This window comes from Mycobacterium sp. P2_H7 (genome assembly GCF_056403275.1).
Window position 1 is genome coordinate 49,957 of the sequence record NZ_JBFUFU010000018.1, and the last position, 24,321, is coordinate 74,277.

A 24,321-nucleotide genomic window follows, 5' to 3' on the forward strand; every position below is an offset into this window, starting at 1 on the left:
CCGCCGTTCCCCAGGAAGATGGCCCTGCTGGTCGCCGGTGCCTTCTTCATGGAGATCCTGGACGCCAGCATCCTGACCCCGGCGATCCCCGTGATGGCCGCCCAGTTCGGCGTCGCACCCGTCGACGTCAACGTCGCGATCACCGCCTACCTCGTCACCGTCGCCGTGCTGATCCCGGCCAGCGGGTGGATGGCTGACCGCTTCGGCATCAGGCGGGTGTTCCTCGCCGCCATCGCGGTGTTCACCCTGGCCTCGGTGGGCTGCGCGCTCAGCGTGTCGCTGCCCATGCTGGTCGGGATGCGCATCGCCCAGGGGATCGGCGGCGCCATGATGGTGCCGGTCGGGCGGCTGGCGGTGCTGCGGTTCAGCGGCAAGGCCGACCTGGTGCGGGCGATCGCGCTCCTGACCTGGCCGGCGCTCGCGGCACCGGTGCTGGCGCCGGTGCTCGGCGGAGCCATCGCCACGGTCGGCAGTTGGCGCTGGATCTTCCTGGTCAACATCCCGCTGGGCATCGTCGGATTCCTGCTGGCGCTCAAGCTCATTCGCGGTGCCCCCGCACCGGAGCGCACCCCGTTGGACTGGCGGGGCATCGTGGCGCTGGGCGGTGGGATCGCCGCGACGCTGATCGCCCTGGAACACATCCGGGTCAGCGGCACCGATTGGCTGCTGGTCGGTGCGTGCGGTGTGGCCGCGCTGGTGCTGATGGTGGCGGCCGTGTGGCATCTGCTGCGCACCTCGGCGCCGTTGGTGGCATTGCGCGTGCTGAAGGTGCGCACCCTGCGGATCACCGTGTCGGCCGGATCGCTGTACCGGATGGTGATCACGGCGGTGCCGTTCCTGTTGCCGCTGCAGTTTCAGCTGGAGTTCGGGTGGACGCCGTTCGCGGCGGGCCTGATGGTGGCCGCCCTGTTCGCGGGCAACCTCACCATCAAACCGGCGACCACCCCGCTGATGCGCCGGTTCGGCATCCGCACGGTGCTGGTGGTCAACGGGATCGCCTCGGTCGGCTGTTTCGGTCTGCTGGCAGCCTTCCGGCCCGGCATGCCGGTGCTGCTCATCGCGGCGGTGCTCTACCTCAGCGGCGCGCTGCGGTCGGTCGGGTTCACGGCGTACAACAGTCTGGCGTTCTCCGACGTCGACGGCGACGACCTCACCCACGCCAACACGCTCAACGCCGCGGTCCAGGAACTGGCGGCCGGCCTCGGCATCGCGTTGGCGGCGCTGTTGCTGAGCCAGCTGGCGTCCTATTCGCTGACGTTCCTGGTGTTCGGCGCCGTGATGGCGGTGACGCTTGTGGAGTCGCTGCGGCTGCCGGGCAACGCCGGGTCGCACGTCAGCGGCGCCCGCTAGAGACCGGACGTTGACACCACCGGGTGGCCCCGGTTTAATACCGGGTTATGTCTGCAATCTTGGTCATCTCTACCAACTTTATGGAGATGCGATGAATGCCCCCGCTGAGCTGGACCCCGCCGCCGCCCGCTACGAGCTGAGCCACCTGCGCGCGCTGGAGGCCGAGGCAATCCACATCATCCGCGAGGTCGCCGCCGAGTTCGAGAAGCCGGTGCTGCTGTTCTCCGGTGGCAAGGACTCCATCGTCATGCTGCATCTGGCCGTCAAGGCGTTCGCGCCCGGCCGGCTGCCGTTCCCGGTCATGCACGTCGACACCGGGCACAACTTCGACGAGGTGCTCCAGGTCCGCGACGAACTGGTCGCCCAGAGTGGGGTGCGGCTCGTCGTCGCCAAGGTGCAGGACGATATCGACGCCGGCCGCGTCGTCGAGACGATCCCGTCGCGCAATCCGATGCAGACCTTCACGCTTCTGCGGGCCATCCGGGAGAACAAGTTCGACGCCGCCTTCGGCGGTGCGCGTCGCGACGAGGAGAAGGCCCGCGCCAAGGAGCGGGTGTTCAGTTTCCGCGACGAATTCGGCCAGTGGGACCCGAAGGCGCAGCGGCCCGAGCTGTGGAACCTGTACAACGGTCGCCACAACAAGGGCGAGCACATCCGCGCCTTCCCCATCTCGAACTGGACCGAATTCGACATCTGGTCCTACATCGGGGCCGAGAAGATCAAGCTGCCGTCCATCTACTACGCGCATCAGCGTCAGGTGTTCGAGCGCGACGGCATGCTGCTGGCGGTGCACAAGTATCTGCAGCCCCGCAAGGACGAGCCGATCATCGAGAAGACCGTGCGGTTCCGCACCGTCGGCGACGTCACCTGCACCGGCTGCGTCGAATCGTTGGCGGGCACCGTATCTGAGGTGATCGCCGAGACCGCGGTGTCCCGGCTGACCGAGCGCGGCGCGMCCCGCGCCGACGACCGGATTTCAGAAGCAGGTATGGAAGACCGCAAGCGCGAGGGGTATTTCTGATGGCTACTTTGTTGCGCATCGCGACCGCAGGCTCTGTCGACGACGGCAAGTCGACACTGATCGGCCGGCTGCTGTTCGACTCCAAGGCCGTCATGGAGGACCAGCTGGCCGCCGTCGAGCGGACGTCCAAGGAACGCGGAAACGACTACACCGACCTGGCTTTGGTGACCGACGGGCTGCGCGCCGAGCGTGAGCAGGGCATCACCATCGACGTCGCCTACCGGTACTTCGCCACGGCCAAGCGCAAATTCATCATCGCCGACACCCCCGGGCACGTGCAGTACACCCGCAACATGGTCACCGGTGCGTCGACGGCGCAGTTGGTGATCGTGCTGGTCGACGCCCGGCACGGGCTGCTGGAGCAGTCCCGTCGGCACGCCTTCCTGGCATCGCTGCTCGGCATCCAGCACATCGTGCTGGCCGTCAACAAGATGGACCTGGTGGACTGGGATGAGGAGCGGTTCAACAAGATCCGCGACGACTTCCACGAGTTCGCCGCGCGGCTGGACATCCACGACGTGACCACCATCCCGCTGTCGGCGCTCAACGGCGACAACGTGGTCACAAAATCCGATGTGGCGCCCTGGTATGAGGGCCCGGCGCTGCTGAACCACCTCGAAGAGGTGTACGTCGCCGGTGACCGCAACCTGGTCGACGTCCGTTTCCCGGTGCAGTACGTCATCCGCCCGCAGACCCGCGAGCACGCGGATCACCGCAGTTACGCGGGCACCGTCGCCGGCGGCGTGATGCGCACCGGCGATGAGGTGATCGTGCTGCCTGCCGGAAAGACCAGCCGTATCACCGCGATTGACGGCCCGTCCGGTCCGGTGGACGAGGCGTTCGCCTCGATGGCGGTGGCGATCAGCCTCGCCGACGATATCGACATCTCGCGCGGCGACATGATCGCCCGGCCCAACAATCAGCCAGACGTCACCCAGGAATTCGACGCCACCGTGTGCTGGATGGCCGACGGCGCGGCGCTGGAACCCGGGCGCGACTACGTCATCAAGCACACCACCCGTACCACTCGGGCCAGGGTGTCCGCGCTCGACTACCGGCTCGACGTCAACACGCTGCACCGGGACAAGAGCGCAACGGCGTTGAAGCTCAACGAACTCGGCCGCGTCACGCTGCGGACTCAGGTTCCGCTGCTGCTCGACGAATACTCGCGCAACCCGGCCACCGGGTCGTTCATCCTGATCGACCCGGACAACAACGGCACCGTCGCCGCGGGCATGGTGCGCGACACCGAACCCGCCGCCAACCGTGCCGCCAGCCCGAATGCGGTGCGCCACCAGAATCTGGTGAGTGCATCCGACCGGTTGTCCAAGGGCTCGACGGTGTGGTTCACCGGCCTGTCCGGATCCGGAAAGTCCTCGGTGGCAATGCTTGTCGAGCAGAAGCTGCTGGCCGCAGGCCGGCCCGCCTACGTGCTCGACGGGGACAACCTGCGGCACGGACTGAACGCCGACCTGGGTTTCTCGATGGACGACCGCGCCGAGAACCTGCGCCGGCTGGCCCACATCGCGACGCTGCTCGCCGACTCGGGACAGATCGTCCTGGTCCCGGCGATCAGCCCGCTGGAGGCGCACCGGGAACTGGCTCGCAGGGTGCACGCCGAGCGAGGCTTCGACTTCTACGAGGTGTTCTGCGATACGCCGCTGGAAGACTGCGAACGCCGCGATCCCAAGGGTCTCTACGCTAAAGCTCGCCGTGGAGAAATCACCCACTTCACCGGCATCGACAGCCCCTACCAGCGGCCGAAGACCCCTGATCTGCGGTTGACGCCGGACCAGAGCGCTGACGAACTGGCGCAACAGGTGATCGACCTGTTAGGTACCAGAGAATGACGGATCACGAACTCGCGGGCCGGCTCGCCACCGAGGCCGGCGAACTGCTGCTGAAGGTGCGCGCCGAACTCGCCGACGCGGATGCCGCGGATCGGAAGGCCGCGGGGGACAAGCGCTCCCACGACTTTCTGATGGCCGCGCTGGCCGAGTACCGGCCCGCCGATGCGGTGTTGTCCGAAGAAGGCGCCGACGACAAGGCCCGCCTCACCGCGGAGCGGGTGTGGATCGTCGACCCCCTGGACGGCACCCGCGAGTTCTCCGAACTCGGCCGCGAGGACTGGGCGGTGCACGTCGCACTGTGGCAGGCCGGCGAGTTGGTGGCCGGAGCGGTGGCCCTGCCTGCCCAAGGCGTCACGCTGGCCACCCCGACGGTGGCCGCGCCGGCTGCCGCGCCCGGCGCACCGCGCGTCGTGGTCTCGCGCACCCGGCCACCGGCAGTGGCGATTGCCGTGAAAGATGCGCTCGGCGGCGTCCTGGTCGAAATGGGTTCGGCCGGAGCCAAAGTCGCGTCCGTCGTGCAGGGCATCTCGGATGTGTACGTGCACGCCGGCGGGCAGTACGAGTGGGATTCGGCGGCCCCGGTCGCGGTGGCCCGCGCCGCCGGTCTGTTCACCTCGCGGATCGACGGTTCGCCGCTGATCTACAACCAGGACGATGTGTCGCTGCCCGATCTCGTGGTCTGCCGTCCCGAGCTCGCCGACGCGGTGCTGGCCGTCACGGCGGCACGGTCCTAGTCCATCCCGTTGGCCAGCGTGATCGATTCTCCGGAGCGCACCCGCACCTGCCCGGACACCATGCTCAGCACGGCGTTCGCGACGTCCTGCGGATCCAGCAGACCCGGGCGCGGCCGGCCTTGCGCGAACACCTCTTCCGCGTCGGCACGCCCCGGATTGTCGAGGTCGGGCCGGATCATCCGGTAGATCTCGTCGTGCTGGATCATCTGCGAGTCCACCCCTGCCGGTAGCACGGCGTTCACGACGATGCGGTGCTCGGCCACCTCGTACGCCAGCGACTTCACCAGCGCCACCACCCCGGCCTTTGCGGCGGCGTAGTGGCCGGAGTTGCGTGCTCCCGTCATCGCGACGATCGAGGACGTCGCCACCAGATGCCCCCCACCCCGCTCGATCAGATGCCCCACTGTCGCCCGGAAGGTGTTGAACACGCCCGTCAGATTGACGTCGATCATGGTGCGCCAGCGCTGCTCGGACATGGTCGCGATCGCATCTCCGGTCGCGATGCCCGCATTCGCGATGACGATGTCGAGCCCGCCGAACGTCTCGACCGCCTGATCGGCCAGCTTCTGCAGCCCGGCGAGGTCGCGTACGTCGACGGTCGCCGCCAGACAACGACGGCCGAGGCTCTCGACACTTTCCTGCGTCTGCGTCAATTCCGCTGCGGTGGCAGGCGGATACGCGACGTCCTCGACCGGCCCCGCGATATCGCACAACACGATGTCCGCACCCTCACGAGCCAGCGTCGTGGCATGTGCGCGGCCCTGGCCGCGGGCGCCGCCGGTGATCAGCGCGACCTTGCCTTCGAGTAATCCCATACCGGAACAGACTGCCATCGCCCGCGAGATTCATCGAGCCCTGACTAGGCTGCACCACGTGACTCGACCGACTCTGCGCGAATTGGCCAGCCTGCCGGCCACCCCGGCTCCGCTCAAGCAGTCCACCCTTATCCTCATCGACTGCCAGAACACCTATACCGAAGGTGTGATGGAACTCGACGGCGTGCAGGCCGCGCTGGAGGAGACGGCCGTTCTGCTCGATCGCGCCCGTACCGCACGGATTCCGGTCATCCACATCCAGCACGACGACGGTCCGGGCTCGCTCTACGACATCGCCGGCGAATCCGGTGCCATCGCCGACGCGGTGGCCCCGCGCGGCGGCGAGCCAGTGATCGTGAAGAACTACCCGAACTCGTTCGTGAACACCGATCTTGAGAACGAACTGAAGACCGTCGGAGCGACTAACCTGATCCTGGCCGGCTTCATGACGCACATGTGCGTGAACTCCACTGCCCGTGGGGCTTTCAACCTCGGGTTCGCCCCGACGGTGGTCGCCGCCGCGACCGCGACGCGCTCACTGCCCGGGGTCGAAGGGGCGGTCGTACCGGCCTCCGCGGTGCAGGCAGCGAGTCTCGCGGCGCTCAAGGACCTGTTTGCGGTGGTGGTGCCGAACGCCGCCGGCATCGCGGGCTGATTTCTGAAAATGGACTCGTAAGTCCAGAAAAGTCGCGGCACCATGACGTGGTAGGCACCACCGAATGGGAGACACGCAATGGAACTGGGGACGTACGGTATCTGGCAGCCGGCCTATGCGACCACACCCGAGATGGCCGCGACGATCGAAGGTCTCGGATACTCAGCGCTGTGGTTGGGCGGGCCTGCGGCCGACCTGCACGGCATCGACGATCTGCTGGCGGCGACCGAGCATCTGGTGATCGGGACCAGTATCTACAACGTCTACAACGGCGATGCGGCGATTCTGGCCGAAGCTTTTCGTCGCATCGAGCGCAGCTTCCCCGAGCGGCTGTTGGTAGGTGTCGGTGTCGGTCATCCGGAGCAGACCGCTGGTTACGGCGCCCCGATGGCGGCGCTGGGCGAGTTCCTCGACGAGCTCGATGCGCATGGACTGCCCGAATCGCGCCGCGCGCTGGGACCCAAGATGCTGGAGACGGCCCGCGACCGCACCGGTGGAGCGGTGCCCTACCTCGTCACCGCCGAACACACCCGCCGCGCCCGAGCAGTACTCGGGCCGCACAAGATCTTGGCCCCCGAGCAGAAAGTGGTACTCGAAGTCGACCCGCGCCGGGTCCGGGCGCTTGCCCGGCCGCGAATCCGGCATCCGTATCTCGGCTTGGTCAATTACCGGAACAACCTGCGCCGGTTGGGGTTTACCGACGACGATCTGGCCGATGACGGCAGTGACCGGTTGATCGACGCGCTCGCCGTGCACGGCACCCCCGCGGACATCGCGCGGGGACTGCACGCCCACCTGGAGGCCGGTGCCGATCACGTGCAGATACAGCTGATCGGCGACCGTTCGGCACCCCACCCGGCCATGCCGGAGGTGTTGCTCCAGGTATACGACGACGCAGCGCTGCGCGCGTATGAAGTCCTCGCGCAGGAGCTGGGTATCACGCCGTCCGCAAAAATGGCGGGCGAAGAACCGCGTCATCGGCGAAGCTTGAATACGTGAACACCGAGCCGCCGACCACCCAACCGTCCACCCTCGTCACCCGGCTGCGCGAGAAGCAAGACACCTCGCGGGAGGGACTGTACGAACTGCTGGACAGCATCCCGCTGGCCACGGTCGCACTGGTGCGCGACGGGCACCCCGTCGCGTTCCCGATCGGATTCGCCAGGCTGGCAGACGAATTGGTGATCCACGGTTCCACCGGGTCGCCCTGGTTGCGTGCGCTGGCGGACGGGGCGCCCGCCGCGGTGTCGGTGACCACCATGGACGGAGTCGTGGTCGCGCGCAGCGGATTCGAGTCGTCATTCCGCTACCGCAGCGCGATGTTGTTCGGCGCGTTCGGGGTGATCCCGGAATCGGACAAGATCGGCTACCTGAACGCGCTGACGGACACCTTCATCCCCGGTCGGGTGGCCGAACTTCGGCCCAGCACCCGAAAGGAACTGGGTGCCACCCTGGTGCTGCGGATGCCGATCGGCCCGGACAACTGGTCGCTGAAGGTCAGCGCGGGCTGGTCGGAAGACCCCGAATCGGATGTCGAATCCGGCGCCTGGGCGGGGCTGGTTCCGCTGACGCTCACCTATGGGACGCCGCAGACGGCACCGGATTGTGATCCGTCCATCGCGGTGCCCGACTCGGTCCGTGGCATGACCGGCACCGTGCGCAACGTCGCGCCGCCCGTGCGCTGACGGGCGCGCCTGGCAGAATCCGCGGTATGCGCATGTCGGCGAAGGCGGAGTACGCCGTGCGCGCCATGGTGCAGCTGGCCACCGTGGACGAGGGTGTGCTGGTCAAGACCGATGACCTGGCCAAGGCGCAGGGCATCCCGGCCCAGTTCCTCGTCGACATCCTCTCCGACCTGCGCACCGATCGGCTGGTGCGCAGTCACCGTGGCCGTGACGGCGGGTACGCGCTGGCCCGCCCGGCCGCGTCGATCAGCATCGCCGACGTGTTGCGGTGCATCGACGGGCCACTGGCCAGCGTGCGTGACATCGGCCTCGGCGATCTGCCGTACTCCGGTCCGACGGCGGCGCTCACCGATGTATGGCGGGCCCTGCGGGCCAGCATGCGCGCGGTGCTGGAACAGACCACCCTCGCCGATGTGGCCACCGGCGAACTGCCCGCCCAGGTCGCGACCCTGGCCAGTGACTACCTCGGGCAGGAGACCGAACGCGGTCACGCCTGAGCGTGCACGGCGATCCCGGGCGGCACTCGCGACTCAGCCTCCCGAACCATAAGGCCGGGTGAGAATCTCCAGATAGTGCCCGGCCGGATCCTGGAAGTACACGCCGCGACCGCCGTCGTTGTGGTTGATCTCGCCGGGATGCTGCCCGTGCGGATCCGCCCAGTGCTGCAGGCCCCGCTGCAGGATTCGGCGGTAGATGTCGTCGAATTCCTCCTCGGACACCAGAAAGGCGTAGTGCTGCGCCCGGATGTCCGCGGTGCCGGGCAGCTGCGCGAAGTCCAGGCTGACGCCGTGATTGAGCTCGACCGCCAGGAACGGACCGAATGCCCTGGCGGGTGGGAGGCCGAAGACCTCGGTGAAGAACGTCGCCGACTGCTCGCGGTCGGCGGCCGCCACGATGGTGTGGTTGAACGTGATCGCCATTTCATCCAGTCAACCACCGTTCGCGCGATGTGCCCAGGATGGGATGATCGCTGCGCCCGGATGTGTTCTTCTGACAACGATGTGAAGGCGGTGCGTGATGGGTGAGTTCGCCCTGGCGGATCTGAGGGCCCCGATCCTGGTGGCGCCGATGGCGGGCGGCCCGTCCACCCCGGAGCTCGCGGCCGCCGGCTCGGCAGCGGGCGGGCTCGGATTCGTCGCCGCCGGCTACCTTTCGGCCGACGCGTTCGCCCAACGCCTCACCGCGACGCGTGCCCTCACCACGCAGCCCGTCGGAGTGAATCTCTTTGTGCCCCAGCCCAGTGCGGTACAGCCGGGGGATATCGACCGGTACATCACGGAGCTGGCGGGCGAGGCGCAGCGCTACGGGGTGGATCTGGGTGAGCCGAAATTCAACGACGACGACTGGGCCGCCAAACTCGACGTCGTCCTTGACCTGCGCCCCGAGGTGGTGTCCTTCACGTTCGGTGCACCCAGCGCCGGCGAGGTGACCCGGCTACGCGCCGCAGGCATCACGACCGTCGCCACCGTGACCACGCTCGCCGAGGCGCAGGATGCCGTCAGCCGGGGCATCGACGCCCTGGCGGTACAGGGCCCGGACGCCGGCGGCCACCGCGGCACCTACGACCCCGCTGCCCGGCCGGCCGCCCAACCCCTCGATGAGCTGCTGGCCGAGGTGCTCGCGGCGACGGGCGTGCCGGTGGTGGCCGCCGGCGGCCTGATGACCGCCGAGGACGTCGGCCGGGTGCTGGCGGCCGGTGCCGCCGGCGCGCAACTGGGCACCGCGTTCCTGCTCGCTGACGAGGCAGGCAGCAGCCCGGTGCACCGCGCCGCGCTGCAGAACCCCGCGTTCACCGAAACCGTGGTCACCAAAGCCTTCTCCGGTCGCTATGCACGCGGACTGCGCAACCGGTTCATCGACGAGCACGACGCGCCGGCGCCGCTGGGATATCCGGAGGTGCACTACCTGACCAGTCCGGTACGTGCCGCATCGGTGAAGGCCGCGGATCCGCAGGCCACCAACATCTGGGCGGGCACCGGATTCCGCGGCATCACCACGGGTCCGGCCGCGCAGATCATCGCCGCGCTGACCTGAGCGCATCGACGGTCACGTCGCCGTCATCGGAGCGCACGTCGATGACCGCGGCTGCGCGGGCGGTGTCGCTGGTCTCGGGCACCCGGACGGTGGCCGAGCCACCGGACTGGGCATGCACCAGATAGGGGCCGGGGGCGGGCAGCGAGACCGCGATGTCGCCGTCGCGGGTCACCGCGTCGACCTGCCGGGGCGCGACGTCGGCGAAACTCACCTCGATATCACCGTCGGTGGTGGCGACGTCGAACGACTCGCCGACCGAAATCGGTTCCCGTGCAGAGATATCCCCGTCCTGGGCGCGCACCTCGATGCGACGGACCGCGCCGCGCAGCACCACCGAACCATCCGAGGTGCTCGCCGTCAGCTGGTCCAGATCGGCCTGGGCGATCAGCACGCCGCTGTTCTGGCGGACGGTCAGCGCCAGCCTGCGTCCCGTCTCGGGTGGCAGCGTGATGGTGACCTCGCCCGGATCACCGAAATCCAGCATCCCGCGGGCTGCACCGTCGACGGTGACCTGCGTTCCGTTCGCGTCACCGGTGACCCGCAGGTATTGATCGTTGCTGCGGCTGGACGCCACCATCCGCAGGTCGATGCGCGGCTCGGTGGCATTGCGATCCGAGGTGATGCGCACGGCCACAGGTGAATTGGCGGTGTCCAGGGTGAGCGACCGGATGGCGCTGGGCAGCGTCTGGTGGTCGGTCACCACCCGGAAGGCGCTGAGCCCCCAGGCCACCACAGCGAGGGAGGCGACCGCCCCGGCGATGACGACGACGGCGGTGGCGACCAGCAGGACGCGGATGACGTTGCGGCCGCCGTCGGACAGCGGGGGCGGCCCGGCGGGCGCCTCGGGTGGGGTGATGGTGGTCACGGGAAAACCCTTTCGGCGAAGGTGATTTCAGGATTCGAGATAGCGCAGGACGGCCAGCACCCGGCGGTTCTCACTGTCGTCGGGGGGTAGCGCCAACTTGGCGAAGATCGAGGCGATGTGCTTCTCGGCCGATCCGACCGAGACGTGCAGGGCGGCGCTGATCGCCGAGTTCGACTTTCCCTCGGCCATCAACTGCAGAACCTCCCGTTCGCGCGGTGTCAGCCCGTCCAGCACGACGCGCCGCCGCGACCGCGCGAGGATCTGCGAGACCACCTCCGGGTCGAGCACCGTGCCGCCGCCACCGACTACCTCGACCGCATCGAGAAAAGCAGGCACGTCGGCCACCCGGTCTTTGAGCAGATACCCGAAACCTTTGGTGTCCGAAGCGATCAGGTCGGCGGCGTAGCGCTCCTCGACGTAGTGCGAGAGCACCAGCACCGGCGACTCCGGGTTCTGCGAGCGGAGCAGGGCCGCGGCGCGGATGCCCTCGTCGGTGAAGGTGGGCGGCATCCGGACGTCCACGATGGCCAGATCCGGGTGGTGCTCGTTGACGATGTGCAGCAGACCGGTGGCGTCGGGCACGCCGGCGACGACGTGGTGTCCGGCGTCGGCCAGGATGCGTTCGATGCCGGCGCGCAGCAGCGCCGAATCCTCGGCGATCACGATGCGCATGGCAGCACCGCCGTCACGATGGTGGGTCCGGTGGAGGGGCTGGACACGCTGAAGGTGCCGCCGGCCGCCCGCACCCGTTCCGTCAGGCCGCGCAGACCGGTGGCGTCCTCGTCGATGCCGATCGCGGCGCCGCCGTGCCCGTCGTCGAATACCGACACCTGCAGCACCCTGCCGGCCTCGTCGTAGCGCACCGTCACCACCGCCTGCCCGGCCTGGGCATGTTTGGCCACATTCGTCAGCGCCTCGGCAACCACGAAATAGGCGACCGATTCGATCTCGTCGGGCAGTCGGCTGGGCAGATGAACGTCGAGTGTGGTCGGTACGCCGGCAATCTGGGTGCGCTGCACCACCGCCGACAGCGCCGCATCCAGACCGCGGTCGGTGAGGATGGTCGGGGCGATCCCGCGCACCACGTTGCGTAGTTCGGCCAGCGCGCTCATGGCGTCGGCGTGCGCCTCCCCGATGAGTGTCTTGGCCGTGGCGGGGTCGGAGTCGAGTTTGGTCTGGGCCAGCCCGATGGTCATGGCCAGCGACACCAGTCGGGGCTGCACGCTGTCGTGCAGGTCCCGTTCGATGCGATGACGCTCGGTCTGCGCCGAGGACACCGCGCCTTGGCGGGCGTCGGCCAGCGCGCTCACCTGATACTGCAATGCCGCCGTGGGGGACGCGGCCAGCAGCCAGCGGTCGATCTTCGCGTCGACCGCGGGAGCGAACACCAGCAGCGCGACGGCGGCGGCCAGTGCGACGACGGCCAGCAGCCACGCCAGGGGCGGCGACAGGAAGGACAGTCCGGAGTCGCCGTCGCTGCGCCGCACCGCCGAGGCGAATGCGGGAGCCAGGAAAGCGAAGGCGAGCAGTGCCAGCGCGAGCCCGCACGCCAGCAGGTCGTAGACCATCCGGAGGTAATGCTGGCCGACGCCCTTCCAGAACCGGCTGCCGCTGAGGTCCAGCCACAGTTGATGCGCCCAGCGCTGGAAACCGGTGTAGGGCGACATCGGGCGGGGCGGGACCGCGATCCGCAGGCCGAACACCGCCTCACTGCGCACCCGCTCGACCCGTTCCACCCCGCGCATCAGGTAGACGAACACCACCGCGGACAGCGCGAAGCCGATCACCGAGGGGATGGAGGAGATGCCGATGACCAAGATGGACAACGGGATCCACAACCACACGACGGCCAGGGCGGCGCCGGTGACCATCGAGGCGGTGGGGATCACCCCGAGGTGACGCCGGTTGGGGATCACCGGCACGGCGTCGTCGGCGATGTCAGCGACAGGGCTGGACGTGATTGCGACCATGGGACCAACCTATGGACCGGCGACGTCCGGCGACACCGCGTTTTCCGCCGAACCGTGCGGGGGATAACCCCCGCTCACTTGGGTGCGGTGAGTTCCAGCGCGATGTTGTCGGGGTCGCGGAACTCCAGGATGTGGGTCGGGCCGATGTCCTTCACGGGACCGTGCGCCACGCCCAGGCTGTCGAGGTGCTCGGCCGCCGCGTCGAGCGCGGCCCTGTCCGCCAGCCGGAAGGCGACGTGGTCCAGGCCGGTGCGGTCCTCGTGGAAGTCGTCGTCACCGACCGGTCGCAACCCGATCAGCGTGCCGCCCAGGTCGTAGATCACCCCGCCGTACAGAAATGCCAGCGCTGCCCTGGTCGCGGCGTCCGCGCCGGGTGGCAACTCGACCAGAACGGGCCAGCCGAAGACACCCTCGTAGAACTGCCGGGAGCGCTCGATGTCGGTGACGGTGAGCCGGACGTGCGCAATGGATGTCGTGGAGATCGCCATAAGTCCATAGTGGCAGCCGGCGCCCGTGCCAGAATCCCCGTCGTGCAGGTGGGTATGACGATGCCGGTGATGGAACCGGATCTGGATGCGGCGCTGCTCCGACAGTGGGCGACCATCATCGACGAGGGACCATTTTCGTCGCTGTGTTGGGGTGAGCGTGTCGCGTTCGGCAACCCCGACTCGCTGACCCTGCTCGGTGCGTTGGCGGCGTGGACCGACCGGGTCCGCCTGGTGACCACCGTGGTGGTGCCGCAGCTTCACGATTCGGTGCTGTTGGCCAAGGCCCTGGCGACCGGCGACATGCTCAGCGGCGGGCGGCTGACCGTCGGCCTCGGTGTCGGCGGCCGGCATGAGGACTACGTGGCTGCGGGCGCCGACCCGGCGACCCAGACCATGCGTCAGATGGCGGACCGGGTCGCGGTGATGAAACGGGTCTGGAATGCGGAGAAGGTCACCGACTCGGTGCTGCCCGTCGGGCCGGCGCCGGTGCAGCCCGGCGGCCCCGAACTTCTGGTCGGCACCATCGGGCCCAAGACCGTGCGCAGCGCCGCGACGTGGGCCGCGGGGCTGGCCGGTACCACCCTGGATCTCGACGTCGCCAAGCAGAACGAACTCTTCGACGTCGCCAGGACCGCATGGGCCGAGGCGGGCCGGCCGGCGCCGCACCTGGCCACCTCGTTCTGGTTCGCGCTGGGCGATCAGGAGTCCGCCCGCGCGCAGGTGCACCATCACCTGCGCCGCTACATGAACTGGATTCCCGTGGAGTTCGTCGACGCGATGGCACCCACCACCGGCTGGGCGGGCAGCGAGGACGAACTGATCGAGGTGCTACGCCGTTTCGCCGAGATCGGCACAGACGAAGTGCATCTCATCCCGACGTCGTCGGATGTCGGTCAGTTACACCGGGTCGCCGACGCGGTGCGCGACTTCGGCTAAACGAGCGCGGGCACTGTCCCGAAGGTCGCCGTGTAGTCCGCGTCGTCCTCCGGCACGTTGATGGTGATGGTCCGCTCGCTGCCGCTTCCCCAGCCGAGGAACAGCAACTCACCGGCGGCGGTGTGTTGCGTGGCGGGTGCGCTGAGCACCCGTTGTACGCCGATCACCGTCTGCTCGCTGAACGACCCCGTGTGCGGCACTCCGTCGATGGTGAAGGTCGCGTTCGGATTGTTGGCGGTGACGTTGAAGGTCGTCAGATTCGGGAGGACGTCCCTGTACTCCGTCGTCGTGAGGCCACTCTGGTCGGTGACGGTCAACTCGATCCGGTACCACGTGTTGGACAGCTGGTCGCCGTTGGTGGGAATGGTGATGCTGCCGTCCATGCCCTCGATGTCGTCGACGAACGGGTGGGTATGCGTGGAGTGGTGGAACACCACCTTCCAGGAGAAGGCGCTGTCGGGCAGGGGCCCGTCCTCCTGGTCGTCGGCGGTCGCACTGAAGGTGATGGTGTCACCCGCGTCGTACTTCCCGACGATGTCGCCGAACTCGATGGTCGGCGGCACACTGCCCACGACGATCCGTTGGGTGGTGGTGCTGGTCTTGCCGCCCTCATCGGTGACCGTCAGCGTCACGGTGTAGTCGGTGTAGGTGGTGCCGGTGTTGAGGAACTCGACGGTCGGCTTGGCCTCGGTCGAGGTCCTTCCGAGTCCGAAGTTCCACTCGTACTTCATGATCGGGCCATCCGGGTCACTGGAAGCGGTCCCGTCGAAGTGCACTGTCAGCGCGTCGTCGGCGGTGCTGGTCTCGTCGGTGATGATCGTGGCCGTCGGCGCTTGGTTGCCGCCCGAGGCGGTGATGATGCTCAGCACGCCGGGGTAGATGTTGAGCTGGTAGATGTTCCCGTCGATGCCCTGCTTCATCTGCACGGTGGTGCCCCCCGCGCTGTCCAGGGTGCGCTCGGCAATCAGGCTCTCGAACTTGTCGTCGAAGGTCAGCATCTTGATCCAGCCCGCCGAGTAGTCGGCGACGAAGACCTTATTCCGGTATTCCGCAGGCAGCGCGGTGCCGTTGTAGTAGAGCACCGAGGTGATCGAGCCGACGTTGGCCGGCGGCAAGGTGTGCGTGTACGCCCATAGCGGAGGAAGGGTGTCGCCGCAGCCGCTCGGGGTGCACGGTCCTTCCTGCTCCGGCCAGCCGTAGTCGCCACCGGCGCGGACCAGGTTGAGTTCCTCCCAGGTGGCCTGGCCGACGTCTCCGGAGAGCAGCTTGCCGTCGGGGGTGAACCCGAACCGGAAGGGGTTACGGAAACCGATGGCGTAGATCTGCTTGACCACGCCGGGATCGTCGTTGTTGAAGTACGGGTTGTCCGCAGGCGCGGAACCGTCCCGGTTCATCCGCAGGATCTTGCCGTGAATCGTGGTCAGGTCGTGGGAGTTGGCGTTGACGACGTTGTTGCCCACCGACCAGTACAGATAGGTGCCGGTCGGGTCGAACTCAAGCTCTCCGCCGTGGTGGAAGTCGTTGCCCAACTGATCGGATTCGAGCAGCTTCTGCTCGTTGGTCACCGCGGTCAGGGAGTCGTTGACGGTGAGCAGCGACAGCTGGTCGTAATTGTCGGCGTTGGTGTACGCGACGTAGATCTTGTGATAGCCCGGTTTGGTCGGGTCGTTGAATTGCGGATCGACCTCGATGCCCACCAACCCGCGTTCGCCGTTGGCGTTGGTGGTCGGTAGGGATTCCAGTGTCGTGAGGGTGCCCTCTTCGGGGTCGTAGATCTTGATGGCCCCGGTCTTTTCGGTGATGACGATGGCATGGATGTGTTCCTTGCCGTCGTCCCCGACGTGGGTGATGAAGTCGAAGTCGGTGGGCTCGTTCAGGCCGGCCACCAGCCCGATGCGGTCGAGATCGCCGGGCAGCGGGACGACTCCGTTGCATTGCAGCAGAAACTGGCCGACCCGTGACGAGATCATGTAACCCAGTGGTGACGTCGTGATATTGCCGATGGCCGCGCGGACTTTTTCGCTGATCGACGTGGTGACTTCGTGAACGAACTGGCCGATCGGTGTGCGGTTGAACAGACTCACGGCGCTCTCGATCTGGCGGCGCACCCACGCCACCATCGTCCACATGACGGGGGTCTGCGCCGGATCGCCGGTGCCGCCACCCCCGCCCGACGCCATCAGGCCGGAGATCGTCTTGCCCAGGCCGGTGACCAGTTTCAGGGCCTGGTTGATCACCGTGCACGCGCACGCGGTGACGAAAGACCTGACTTGCTTGAACACCTCGTTGGGCGTCGGCAATTGACCGATCAGCGAGGTGATCGGGTTGGCGGTGGCCGGCGGGGTGGCGGTCTGACCGATAGCGGCGGCACTGAGCACCTGCGCCGCCGATGTCATGCCGCTGTTCGGGGTGGCCGTGTTCATCGCGTTCGGGGCGGCCCTGACGGTGATCTTCGCGGTCGTCGGGGAGGCTTTGGTGTCCTTCTTGTCGGGTTGTGCCGTGGCGGTGGAGCCGCCCGAGTCGTGGTCGGTGACCGGTGCGGGATCCGCGGTGCCCGGTGTCGATCCGGCGGACTGCTCCTCGGCATCTCCCTGGCCGTCGCCCAGGTCATCCTCGGCGACGTCGATGTCCCTGGAGTCGTCGATATCTGTTGTGCTGCTGAGGGTTTCGGTTTTCTCTTCGATGTTCTCGGAAATGTCCTTCGGGTTGTCTTCGGGTGTGGTCTCGGGTTCATCCGCGGTGCGGGTGGTGCCGCCGCCACCGGAGGAACGGACGATGACTCCGCCGCCGAGATCGGCCTCGTTCTGCGAGCCGGTTTTGGTGGTGGTCCCTGCGGTGGTGGTCCCGGTGGTTGTTGAGCCGGTGGTGGTGGTTCCGGTCGTGCCGGTTCCGGTCGTTGTGGCGGTAGTGGTCGCGCCGCCTGCCGGATCCGTCCCGCCCGTCGTCGCGCCCGGCGTGGAATCCGCACCTCCGCCGGTGGTGGTGCCGGAGGTGGACGTACCCGTCGAGGCGTCGTCGGCCCATGCAATCCCCGGGGTGGTGGCCATGGCCCCGGTGACCCCCACGGCTACCGCCAAAGCGCCGACGCGACCGATGTACTTCGCGTAGGCGGACGAGGATGTCGTCGAAGCCGTCCGTGTGCGGTGACAGGTGCTCATCACAGTTCCCCCCCAGGAGTCTTCAAGCCCACCCACAGGCTTTGCGGAAGACTATGGCACCGGTAAATGACGACCGTGCAGGTTTGCGCAAACGCCCGAAGACCCGAGGAGAACCGAACGTTGCCCTGGGTGCGGCACGAAGATGTGCTGGCTGCCGCGTTCAGCCGCGATCGACGCAGCTAGAGCCGTTGTCGGCGGTTTGCTGACGGGGACCGTCAAGCCCCGAACTGCATTCCTGGTGTCCGAGAGAATGTTTCGGGTCTCAACGATTCGGTCGGACGCTCGTGCGACCCCGGCCGGTGTTGGCGTTCAACGGTTTTCGGACGGTCGTCGCCTCACGTAGCAGCCACGCCAGCGGCACGGTGGCGGCCAGCGTGGCGACGACGAGCACCAGCGTCGGGCCCGTGAAAAGCTGCCACCCCAGCACCAGGTGCATCATGATTGCCATCAGCACCACGTGCAGCAGAAAAATCTCGTAGGAGATGGTCCCCAACCACACCATCGGCCGGCTGCCGAGCAGTCGCGTCCACCGGCCGGTATCGCCCAGGGCCAGTGGCGCCGTCACCATCACCGCGATGACCGCATACAGCAGCGCCCTGGCGATCGGATCCACCCCGATCGACGTGGCGGCGACCAGATAGGCCAGCGCTGCCACCGGCAGGGTGAACGCGGCACGCACCCGGAACCCGTTCTGCTGCAACATCGCAAGTGCCATGCCTGCCGCGAACGGCGCGAGATGTGCGGGCAGCCACATGCCGGCCGAATTGGGCAGCACGTCGGTGTGCAGGACCAGCAGCAGCCAGGACGGCGCGACGGCCGCGAGCACGGCCAGGCCTGCCAGTGTCACGCCGGGCCGCCACCGTCGCCGCAGGAGTACGTGAGCCAGCACGGGCAGCGCGGCATAGAACGAGGCCTCCACCGCCAGGCTCCACATCTGCGACAGCCCCGGATGCAGATAGGTCACCAGGAAGTTGTCGGCGTAGATCTGGGTCAGCGTGAGGTAGCGCAGCAATCCCAGCCAGGTCTGGCCGGGATTCGGGCCCGGGGTGAAGTAGAGGTAGACCACGAAGGTGAACAACACGGCCGTCACGTAGCCCGGCATGATGCGCCAGAACCGGGCCCGCGCGTAGCGACCCGAGCCCGGCGCCGGGGCGCCGGTGGCCGCGCACCGGACGTACGGCCGGAACAACAGGAAGCCTGACAGCGTGAAGAAGATCGGCACGCCGATGTCCAGGTGTCCGAGCAGCGAACCGAGATAACCGAGATTCAGCGCACCCGTCGCGAACGAGGCGTGGGTGCCGACCACCATCAGGGCGGCCAGCGCGCGGAGTCCGGTGAGGGAGGCCTGGCGGGTCGCGGGCTCGCGGGCCGGCAACGTGTCCGGCCCGCGCAGCGGTGTGGACAGACCGGCAGACATTTCTTCAAGTGTAGCTAACTATTTTTCGGGGTACTGGTACGTCATGCCGCTGCCCTACGCCGACCCGAACAAGAAGCACGGACCGGTCTTCAAGCTGGCCGAGGCGTTCGGGCGCTCTGCGCCCGGGCAGTTCTTCGCGCGCCGCGTCGCGCGCCACATCGACCCGTATTTCTTCCGGCTGACCGGCCGCAGTTACACCGCCCTGGCGGGTGCGGTGGATCAGGCGCCCCTGGCGTCGATCGGCGCCAAGACGCACGAACCCCGGGTGCACCAGCTGGCCTACTTCCACGACGACGGAGATCCGATCTTGGTCGCGTCGAACTTCGGCGGTCGCAAGAACCCGAAGTGGTTCCACAACCTCAAGGCGCACCCCGAGTGCGAGTTCGGTGACGAGAAGTTCGTCGCCACCGAGGTCGTGGACCCGCAGGAGTACGAGCGGTTGTACGCACTCGCGATCAAGGCCTATGCCGGGTACGCCGACTACCGCGCGAAAGTCGGTGAGTCGGGCCGGCACATCGCGGTGTTCCGGCTCACGCCGCGACCGGAATAGCCCCGTCGGGCCTGCGCGAGATCTCCCCCGAAGGTCGGCATCAGCAAATGCGCAAAGCCGACTCGGCTAACTCGGCCAGCGGTTACACTTTCGGCAATCGCTGCCGTTTCGCAGAGTCAAGCCAATGCTCGCGTCAGCAGTGCGCCGCCACCGCGCAGTGGGAGAAATGATGCAAACGCGATATGGCAAATACATCGGACGCGTCGGCGCGCTCGCCGTCGCGCTCGGTGTCGGATCGGCGATCGCCGGCCCCGCAGGTATCGCGTGGGCGACCACCGAAGACTCCACCTCGTCGCCGACCGACACCGGTACGCCCGCCGGCAATACCCCGCCCGCCGGCGCAGGGGAGACCACCGGCACGACGAAGCCGGGCGAACCCACCGGCCCTGTCACCCCCGGGGACGTCACGCCGGCCGACGGCACAACCGAGTCCGGCGGAACCCGCACCAGCGGTGACGATACGACGGACAAGCCGAAGCCCAAGTCGAAGAAGAAGCCGACGACGACATCGCACACCCGCGCGGCCGAATCCGCCAAGGCGGCGAGCCGGTCCGCCGTGCAGTCGAGCTCCGGCAGTTCCGCACCGGACAAATCGGAGGACGAGACTCCCACGACGGCCAAGGCCGCCGCCGTCACGCAGGCGATCACCCAGCAGTCGGTCACCCAGGCCCCGGTGGCATTCGCCGCGGCCCGCCCGGTCGTCTCGAACCCGGTGGCCACCGTCGGCAGCACGATCGGCGGAGTGATCCAGCAGGCGGTGTCGTCGTTCCTCGGGGCGCTGCGCGGCGCGTTGACGAACTCGCCGCTCGGATGGGTGATGCTCGGTGCCGCGCGACGAGAAGTCGGCACCACCGAGGATGCGTCCACCGAGATCGCGGCCAGGGCGATGGCGGCCACGCAGGCCGTCGCCGCGGCCAACCAGCCGCCGACCGCGACGGTCGCCTGGGGCCGGCCCGACGCGACCACCGGCACCGTCGTCGGCAAGCTGAGCACCGCCGACGCCGAGGGCAAGGCGGTCAGCGTCAAGCTCACCGGCACGCCGGCGACGGGCACGCTCACCTACAACGCCACGACGACAACGTTCACCTACACGCCCACCACCGCCCAGCGGTTCAATGCGTCCGCGACGCCGTCCGACGACACCATCGCGATGACGCTCACCCTGAGCGACGGCGTCAACACCGTGGCCGCGCCGGTGAACATCCCGGTCAGTCCGTCGCCGTTCTACTCCGCGGCCGCCCTGACGAACATCACCGACCCGAGCGCGGTCGTCGCGTCGGGCACCCGCGCCTACGTCACCGACCGCAGCACCGGAAGAGTCACCGTCTTCGACACCACCACCAACGCCGTCGTCACCACCTTCGCGGCCGGCACCGCCCCCGACGGCCTGGCGGTCAAGGCGGACGGCACCCGGCTGTACGTGTCGAGTTCGACGGGCAACACCGTCACCGTCATCGACACCGCCACCAACGTGGTGAAGGCGACGGTCGCCGTCACCAACCCCGGCGCCATCACCATCAACCCCGTCGGGGACACGGTCTACGTCGCCAACACCGCCGCGGGCACCGTCACCAAGATCAGCACATCGACCAACAAGGTCGCAGGCACCGTCACCCTGGCTGCGGGCCTGAAACCCACCGGGCTCGCGGTGAGCGCCGACGGCAAGACGATCTTCGTCACCAGCACGAAAACGGCCGGCGGCGGCAACATCTCGGCCTTCTCGTCCACCGCATCGACCGCCACCACGCGCGCCGACGTCGGCGGCACGCCCGTCGGCCTCGTGGTCGACTCCGTCTACAAGAAGGTGTACGTCGCCGATACGAACGGTGGCCTCACCGTCATCGACCTCGTGACGGGCACGGCGGGGACCCTGAACCTCGGCCACCCGCTGTCCGGCATCGCGCTCACCAAGGACCGCAGCGCCTTGATGGTCGTCACGTCGACGGGTCTCGTGGCGGCGTTGCGCACCAACGACGGCGGAGTGGTCGGGGTTGCCGACCTCGAGGTCGGCGCCACCTCCCCACAATCCGCCGTGGCGCTCACCGCGGACGGCACCCGGCTGTGGGTGACCGACGCACGCAACGGCATCGTGCGCGTGATGTCGCTGGTCCCGGAGAACAAGGCACCGTTCTCCAACGATCCGGTGGCGACCGTCTCCAATCCGCTGACGGGCGCGCTCGCCGGGCGGGTGGGTGTCGTGGACTTCGACGGTGATCCGCTCACCTACGTGGTGACCGCCAAACCCACCAAGGGCACCTTGGTGCTCAAAGCCGACGGGACCTACATCTACACGCCGACGGCCGCGGCCCGGCACGCGGCGGCGGTGCCCGGCGCACCCGCCTCCGTGACGACGGATTCGTTCACCGTGACCGTCTCGGACGGCCGCTACGGCACCGTGACCAGCACCCTCTCGCTGGCCCTCGACCCCGCCAACAAGGTCCCGACCGTCACCACGACCATCGGCAGCCCGAGTACGACGACGGGTGTGGTCAAGGGCACCGTGGCAGCGGCCGACGGCGACAGCGACAAGCGGACCTACCAGGTGACGGGTCAGCCGCTCAAGGGCACGGTCGGTGTCACGACGGCGGGGGCGTTCACCTACACCCCGTCGTCCCAGGCCCGTGCGGCCGCACTGGCGCCCGGCGCCACGCACGATCAGAAGATGGACACGTTCACCGTCACGGTGGACGACGGCCACGGCGGCGTGGTGCCCGTCACGGTGAACGTGAAGATCGGGGCGGCCAACGTCAAACCCGCCGCGGCCAAAGCCGTTGTGACGGTTGCCAACCCGCGTTCGGGGATCGCCACCGGAACGGTCACCGCGACCGACGCCGACGGTGACACCCTCACTTACACGCCGAGTAAGACCACCAAGGGCGCCCTCGTCGTCAACGCCGACGGCTCGTTCACCTACACGCCGACGGCCGCCGCGCGGTTGGCGGCGTCGAAGGCCGGGGCCACGGCGGCGACCAAGTCCGAGACCGTCACCTTCACCGTCAGCGACGGATTCGGCGGCACGACAACGACTTCGGTTGTTCTGTCCATCGCCAAGAATCCGGTGACCAACACTGCGCCGCAGAACGCGGCCGGGACCGTGGACACGACGTCCACCGCCATCGGCACCGTCACCGGCACGGTCACCGCCGTCGACCCAGACGGCGACGCGCTGACTTACAGCCTGGGAACCGGCCCCGCGTTCGGTGCGGTGAAGGTGACCACCGACGGAAAGTTCACCTACACACCGGATGTCGACGCCCGGTACCGCGCCCTGGTGACACCGGGGACCGACACGGACACGTTCACCGTCAACGCCACCGACGCCTTCGGCGGGATCACCACGGCCACCGTCGAGGTCACCATCGCGCCACCATCGGCCTCGGCGGTCGATCAACGCCCCACCCAGATCGCCGTCAACGCCCAGCAGATGTACTTCTATTCGCAGACCGACACCGACAAGGCCATGGGGCTGCTCAAGGATGCCGGCATCACCACCATCCGGATCATGTTGCCCTGGGCGGGGATCGAACCCGACGACGACTCGTATGACTGGGACGCCGTGGACCGCGTGGTCGACAGCGCCCAACTCAAGGGCATCACTGTGCTCGGCGTGCTGGGTACCACCCCGGACTGGGCAGCGGTTCCCGGTCAGGTTCAGTACCAGGGCCGGCCGGCGGACCTGAATGCGTTCGACGACTTCGTCACCGAGGTGGCGACCCATTTCCAGGGCCGGGTCTCCGACTACGAGGTGTGGAATGAGCCCAATGCGAATTTCTTCTGGGCACCGGTTCCCGACGCCGCCCAGTACACCGCGTTGTTGAAAGTGGCCTACACCGCCATCAAGGAAGCCGACCCGGATGCGGTCGTCATCGCCGCCTCGGTCGGCGCAGGCGCGGAAGATCCGGGCGTCGCGATCAACCCCGTGACGTTCCTGGGCCAGATGTACACGGCGGGGGCGGGCGGATACTTCGATGCGGTGTCCTTCCACCCGTACCAGTACGGACTGTTGTTCTCGGTGGGCGAAGGCCACGCCGGCACACCCGTCACACAGGCCGAGCAGATGTATGCGCTGATGCTCGCCAACGGCGACGGCAACAAGAAGATCTGGGCCACCGAGTACGGGGTGCCCACGTCGGTGGTCTCCGAGGCGGCCCAGGCCGCCTACATCGGTGACTTCCTGCGCACCTGGCGCACCCTGGACTTCGCAGGCCCCGCGTTCCTCCACACGTTCGCCGACTATCCCGATGCCGACCCGATTCAAGCCACGTTCGGCCTGTTTCGCCAGGACTGGACCCCGAAACCGGCCGTCGCGACGGTGGAGCAGGTGCTCGCGGAGAACGCGGCGATCGAGGCCGCGGCCGACGCGAACGTGCTGTAGCGAATCGCCCGGGGGCGGTCGCGGTCGCGGGTGACGTAACCTTCACAGGGAGCGCGGTTACGTGCAATGAGGAGTGTTGACCATGTCGAATCGCGTGATGAAGGGCAGCCGTCTCGGCGGAGTCAGCTACGAGACCGACCGTGACCACAATCTGGCACCGCGCCAGCTCGCGCGGTACCGCACGGAAAACGGCGAGGAATTCGACGTGCCGTTCGCCGACGACGCCGACATTCCGGGCACCTGGGCCTGCCGCAACGGGCTCGAAGGCATCCTCATCAACGGTGAGGCGCCGGAGCAGAAGCCGGTGAAGGCCGCGCGCACGCACTGGGACATGCTGCTGGAGCGCCGCTCGGTCGAGGAGCTCGACGATCTGCTCAAGGAACGTCTGGAAGTCATCAAGACCCGCCGCCGCGGCTAG

General features: G+C 68.0%; 20 protein-coding genes and 1 pseudogene. 13 read left to right on the forward strand and 8 right to left on the reverse strand.

The window, feature by feature from the left end:
- Positions 1-18 precede the first annotated feature (18 nt).
- From AC1DY7_RS25110 to AC1DY7_RS25125, 4 genes are all read left to right on the forward strand, one after another.
- Positions 19-1,350 carry an MFS transporter gene (locus AC1DY7_RS25110; protein ID WP_477496484.1) on the forward strand — a complete coding sequence of 444 codons (1,332 nt, stop codon included), beginning with the start codon at positions 19-21 and terminating at the stop codon, positions 1,348-1,350.
- A 91-nt stretch (positions 1,351-1,441) separates the two neighbouring features.
- On the forward strand, positions 1,442-2,371 hold the full coding sequence (gene cysD, locus AC1DY7_RS25115; RefSeq protein ID WP_477496454.1) for a sulfate adenylyltransferase subunit CysD: 930 nt from the start codon (positions 1,442-1,444) through the stop codon (positions 2,369-2,371).
- A complete protein-coding gene (gene cysN, locus AC1DY7_RS25120; protein WP_477496455.1) occupies positions 2,371-4,221 on the forward strand; it encodes a sulfate adenylyltransferase subunit CysN in 1,851 nt (616 codons plus the stop codon). The genes cysD and cysN overlap by 1 nt, the downstream gene beginning before the upstream one ends.
- A complete protein-coding gene (locus tag AC1DY7_RS25125) occupies positions 4,218-4,955 on the forward strand; it encodes a 3'(2'),5'-bisphosphate nucleotidase CysQ (protein ID WP_477496456.1) in 738 nt (245 codons plus the stop codon). The genes cysN and AC1DY7_RS25125 overlap by 4 nt, the downstream gene beginning before the upstream one ends.
- Here the strand turns inward: AC1DY7_RS25125 and AC1DY7_RS25130 are convergent.
- Positions 4,952-5,770, reverse strand: coding sequence for a mycofactocin-coupled SDR family oxidoreductase (locus AC1DY7_RS25130; RefSeq protein ID WP_477496457.1), 819 nt, complete (start codon positions 5,768-5,770; stop codon positions 4,952-4,954). The two genes, AC1DY7_RS25125 and AC1DY7_RS25130, sit on opposite strands and share 4 nt — an antisense overlap.
- Before the next feature lie 58 nt (positions 5,771-5,828).
- Here AC1DY7_RS25130 and AC1DY7_RS25135 point away from each other — a divergent pair, with 58 nt between their 5' ends.
- The 4 genes and pseudogenes from AC1DY7_RS25135 to AC1DY7_RS25150 all read left to right on the forward strand — a co-directional run bounded on the left by AC1DY7_RS25135 (position 5,829) and on the right by AC1DY7_RS25150 (position 8,669).
- Positions 5,829-6,425: a cysteine hydrolase family protein gene (locus AC1DY7_RS25135; RefSeq protein WP_477496458.1), complete on the forward strand. Its 597-nt coding sequence runs from the start codon at positions 5,829-5,831 to the stop codon at positions 6,423-6,425.
- 78 nt (positions 6,426-6,503) lie between these two features.
- Complete coding sequence (locus tag AC1DY7_RS25140; protein ID WP_477496459.1) at positions 6,504-7,424, forward strand: TIGR03620 family F420-dependent LLM class oxidoreductase; 921 nt, start codon at positions 6,504-6,506, stop codon at positions 7,422-7,424.
- Positions 7,421-8,110 (forward strand): pyridoxamine 5'-phosphate oxidase family protein, encoded by a 690-nt coding sequence (locus tag AC1DY7_RS25145; RefSeq protein WP_477496460.1) that lies wholly within the window; start codon positions 7,421-7,423, stop codon positions 8,108-8,110. The genes AC1DY7_RS25140 and AC1DY7_RS25145 overlap by 4 nt, the downstream gene beginning before the upstream one ends.
- Before the next feature lie 26 nt (positions 8,111-8,136).
- A pseudogene (locus AC1DY7_RS25150) lies at positions 8,137-8,669 on the forward strand (Rrf2 family transcriptional regulator).
- Here the strand turns inward: AC1DY7_RS25150 and AC1DY7_RS25155 are convergent.
- Positions 8,641-9,030: a VOC family protein gene (locus AC1DY7_RS25155; RefSeq protein ID WP_477496461.1), complete on the reverse strand. Its 390-nt coding sequence runs from the start codon at positions 9,028-9,030 to the stop codon at positions 8,641-8,643. The pseudogene AC1DY7_RS25150 and the gene AC1DY7_RS25155 overlap by 29 nt on opposite strands.
- A 97-nt stretch (positions 9,031-9,127) precedes the next feature.
- Here AC1DY7_RS25155 and AC1DY7_RS25160 point away from each other — a divergent pair, with 97 nt between their 5' ends.
- Positions 9,128-10,144: a nitronate monooxygenase gene (locus tag AC1DY7_RS25160; protein WP_477496462.1), complete on the forward strand. Its 1,017-nt coding sequence runs from the start codon at positions 9,128-9,130 to the stop codon at positions 10,142-10,144.
- On the opposite strand, the gene AC1DY7_RS25165 is transcribed toward AC1DY7_RS25160, so the two are convergent.
- The 4 genes from AC1DY7_RS25165 to AC1DY7_RS25180 form a co-directional block, all read right to left on the reverse strand.
- A complete protein-coding gene (locus AC1DY7_RS25165) occupies positions 10,125-11,009 on the reverse strand; it encodes a DUF4097 family beta strand repeat-containing protein (protein ID WP_477496463.1) in 885 nt (294 codons plus the stop codon). The two genes, AC1DY7_RS25160 and AC1DY7_RS25165, sit on opposite strands and share 20 nt — an antisense overlap.
- A gap of 27 nt (positions 11,010-11,036) precedes the next feature.
- Positions 11,037-11,681 carry a response regulator transcription factor gene (locus AC1DY7_RS25170; RefSeq protein WP_477496464.1) on the reverse strand — a complete coding sequence of 215 codons (645 nt, stop codon included), beginning with the start codon at positions 11,679-11,681 and terminating at the stop codon, positions 11,037-11,039.
- Positions 11,669-12,979 carry a sensor histidine kinase gene (locus AC1DY7_RS25175; RefSeq protein WP_477496465.1) on the reverse strand — a complete coding sequence of 437 codons (1,311 nt, stop codon included), beginning with the start codon at positions 12,977-12,979 and terminating at the stop codon, positions 11,669-11,671. The genes AC1DY7_RS25170 and AC1DY7_RS25175 overlap by 13 nt, the downstream gene beginning before the upstream one ends.
- A gap of 74 nt (positions 12,980-13,053) precedes the next feature.
- Positions 13,054-13,467, reverse strand: coding sequence for a VOC family protein (locus AC1DY7_RS25180; RefSeq protein ID WP_477496466.1), 414 nt, complete (start codon positions 13,465-13,467; stop codon positions 13,054-13,056).
- Between the two features lie 54 nt (positions 13,468-13,521).
- Here AC1DY7_RS25180 and AC1DY7_RS25185 point away from each other — a divergent pair, with 54 nt between their 5' ends.
- Positions 13,522-14,403 (forward strand): LLM class flavin-dependent oxidoreductase, encoded by an 882-nt coding sequence (locus AC1DY7_RS25185; protein WP_477496485.1) that lies wholly within the window; start codon positions 13,522-13,524, stop codon positions 14,401-14,403.
- Here the strand turns inward: AC1DY7_RS25185 and AC1DY7_RS25190 are convergent.
- Complete coding sequence (locus AC1DY7_RS25190; protein WP_477496467.1) at positions 14,400-17,561, reverse strand: PQQ-dependent sugar dehydrogenase; 3,162 nt, start codon at positions 17,559-17,561, stop codon at positions 14,400-14,402. The two genes, AC1DY7_RS25185 and AC1DY7_RS25190, sit on opposite strands and share 4 nt — an antisense overlap.
- A gap of 262 nt (positions 17,562-17,823) precedes the next feature.
- The gene (locus tag AC1DY7_RS25195; protein ID WP_477496468.1) at positions 17,824-18,978 is read right to left on the reverse strand and encodes an acyltransferase family protein; all 1,155 of its coding nucleotides are present in this window, start codon (positions 18,976-18,978) and stop codon (positions 17,824-17,826) included.
- Positions 18,979-19,021: 43 nt separating this feature from the next.
- Here AC1DY7_RS25195 and AC1DY7_RS25200 point away from each other — a divergent pair, with 43 nt between their 5' ends.
- From AC1DY7_RS25200 to AC1DY7_RS25210, 3 genes are all read left to right on the forward strand, one after another.
- Positions 19,022-19,528: a nitroreductase family deazaflavin-dependent oxidoreductase gene (locus AC1DY7_RS25200; RefSeq protein WP_477496469.1), complete on the forward strand. Its 507-nt coding sequence runs from the start codon at positions 19,022-19,024 to the stop codon at positions 19,526-19,528.
- A 169-nt stretch (positions 19,529-19,697) separates the two neighbouring features.
- Positions 19,698-23,903: an Ig-like domain-containing protein gene (locus tag AC1DY7_RS25205; protein ID WP_477496470.1), complete on the forward strand. Its 4,206-nt coding sequence runs from the start codon at positions 19,698-19,700 to the stop codon at positions 23,901-23,903.
- 82 nt (positions 23,904-23,985) lie between these two features.
- Entirely contained in the window at positions 23,986-24,321 is a 336-nt protein-coding gene (locus tag AC1DY7_RS25210) for an RNA polymerase-binding protein RbpA (protein ID WP_477496471.1), read from the forward strand.

What these genes read in the sequence shown, in the direction of transcription:
- AC1DY7_RS25140 (WP_477496459.1), top strand. Translation starts at nt 6,504, where the DNA reads ATGGAACTGGGGACGTACGGTATCTGGCAGCCGGCCTATGCGACCACA.
- AC1DY7_RS25160 (WP_477496462.1), top strand. Translation starts at nt 9,128, where the DNA reads ATGGGTGAGTTCGCCCTGGCGGATCTGAGGGCCCCGATCCTGGTGGCG.
- AC1DY7_RS25170 (WP_477496464.1), bottom strand. Translation starts at nt 11,681, where the DNA reads ATGCGCATCGTGATCGCCGAGGATTCGGCGCTGCTGCGCGCCGGCATC.
- cysN (WP_477496455.1), top strand. Translation starts at nt 2,371, where the DNA reads ATGGCTACTTTGTTGCGCATCGCGACCGCAGGCTCTGTCGACGACGGC.
- AC1DY7_RS25180 (WP_477496466.1), bottom strand. Translation starts at nt 13,467, where the DNA reads ATGGCGATCTCCACGACATCCATTGCGCACGTCCGGCTCACCGTCACC.
- AC1DY7_RS25155 (WP_477496461.1), bottom strand. Translation starts at nt 9,030, where the DNA reads ATGGCGATCACGTTCAACCACACCATCGTGGCGGCCGCCGACCGCGAG.
- AC1DY7_RS25175 (WP_477496465.1), bottom strand. Translation starts at nt 12,979, where the DNA reads ATGGTCGCAATCACGTCCAGCCCTGTCGCTGACATCGCCGACGACGCC.
- AC1DY7_RS25200 (WP_477496469.1), top strand. Translation starts at nt 19,022, where the DNA reads ATGCCGCTGCCCTACGCCGACCCGAACAAGAAGCACGGACCGGTCTTC.
- AC1DY7_RS25190 (WP_477496467.1), bottom strand. Translation starts at nt 17,561, where the DNA reads ATGAGCACCTGTCACCGCACACGGACGGCTTCGACGACATCCTCGTCC.
- AC1DY7_RS25110 (WP_477496484.1), top strand. Translation starts at nt 19, where the DNA reads ATGGCCCTGCTGGTCGCCGGTGCCTTCTTCATGGAGATCCTGGACGCC.
- AC1DY7_RS25195 (WP_477496468.1), bottom strand. Translation starts at nt 18,978, where the DNA reads ATGTCTGCCGGTCTGTCCACACCGCTGCGCGGGCCGGACACGTTGCCG.
- AC1DY7_RS25210 (WP_477496471.1), top strand. Translation starts at nt 23,986, where the DNA reads ATGTCGAATCGCGTGATGAAGGGCAGCCGTCTCGGCGGAGTCAGCTAC.
- AC1DY7_RS25185 (WP_477496485.1), top strand. Translation starts at nt 13,522, where the DNA reads ATGACGATGCCGGTGATGGAACCGGATCTGGATGCGGCGCTGCTCCGA.
- AC1DY7_RS25130 (WP_477496457.1), bottom strand. Translation starts at nt 5,770, where the DNA reads ATGGGATTACTCGAAGGCAAGGTCGCGCTGATCACCGGCGGCGCCCGC.
- AC1DY7_RS25205 (WP_477496470.1), top strand. Translation starts at nt 19,698, where the DNA reads ATGCAAACGCGATATGGCAAATACATCGGACGCGTCGGCGCGCTCGCC.
- AC1DY7_RS25125 (WP_477496456.1), top strand. Translation starts at nt 4,218, where the DNA reads ATGACGGATCACGAACTCGCGGGCCGGCTCGCCACCGAGGCCGGCGAA.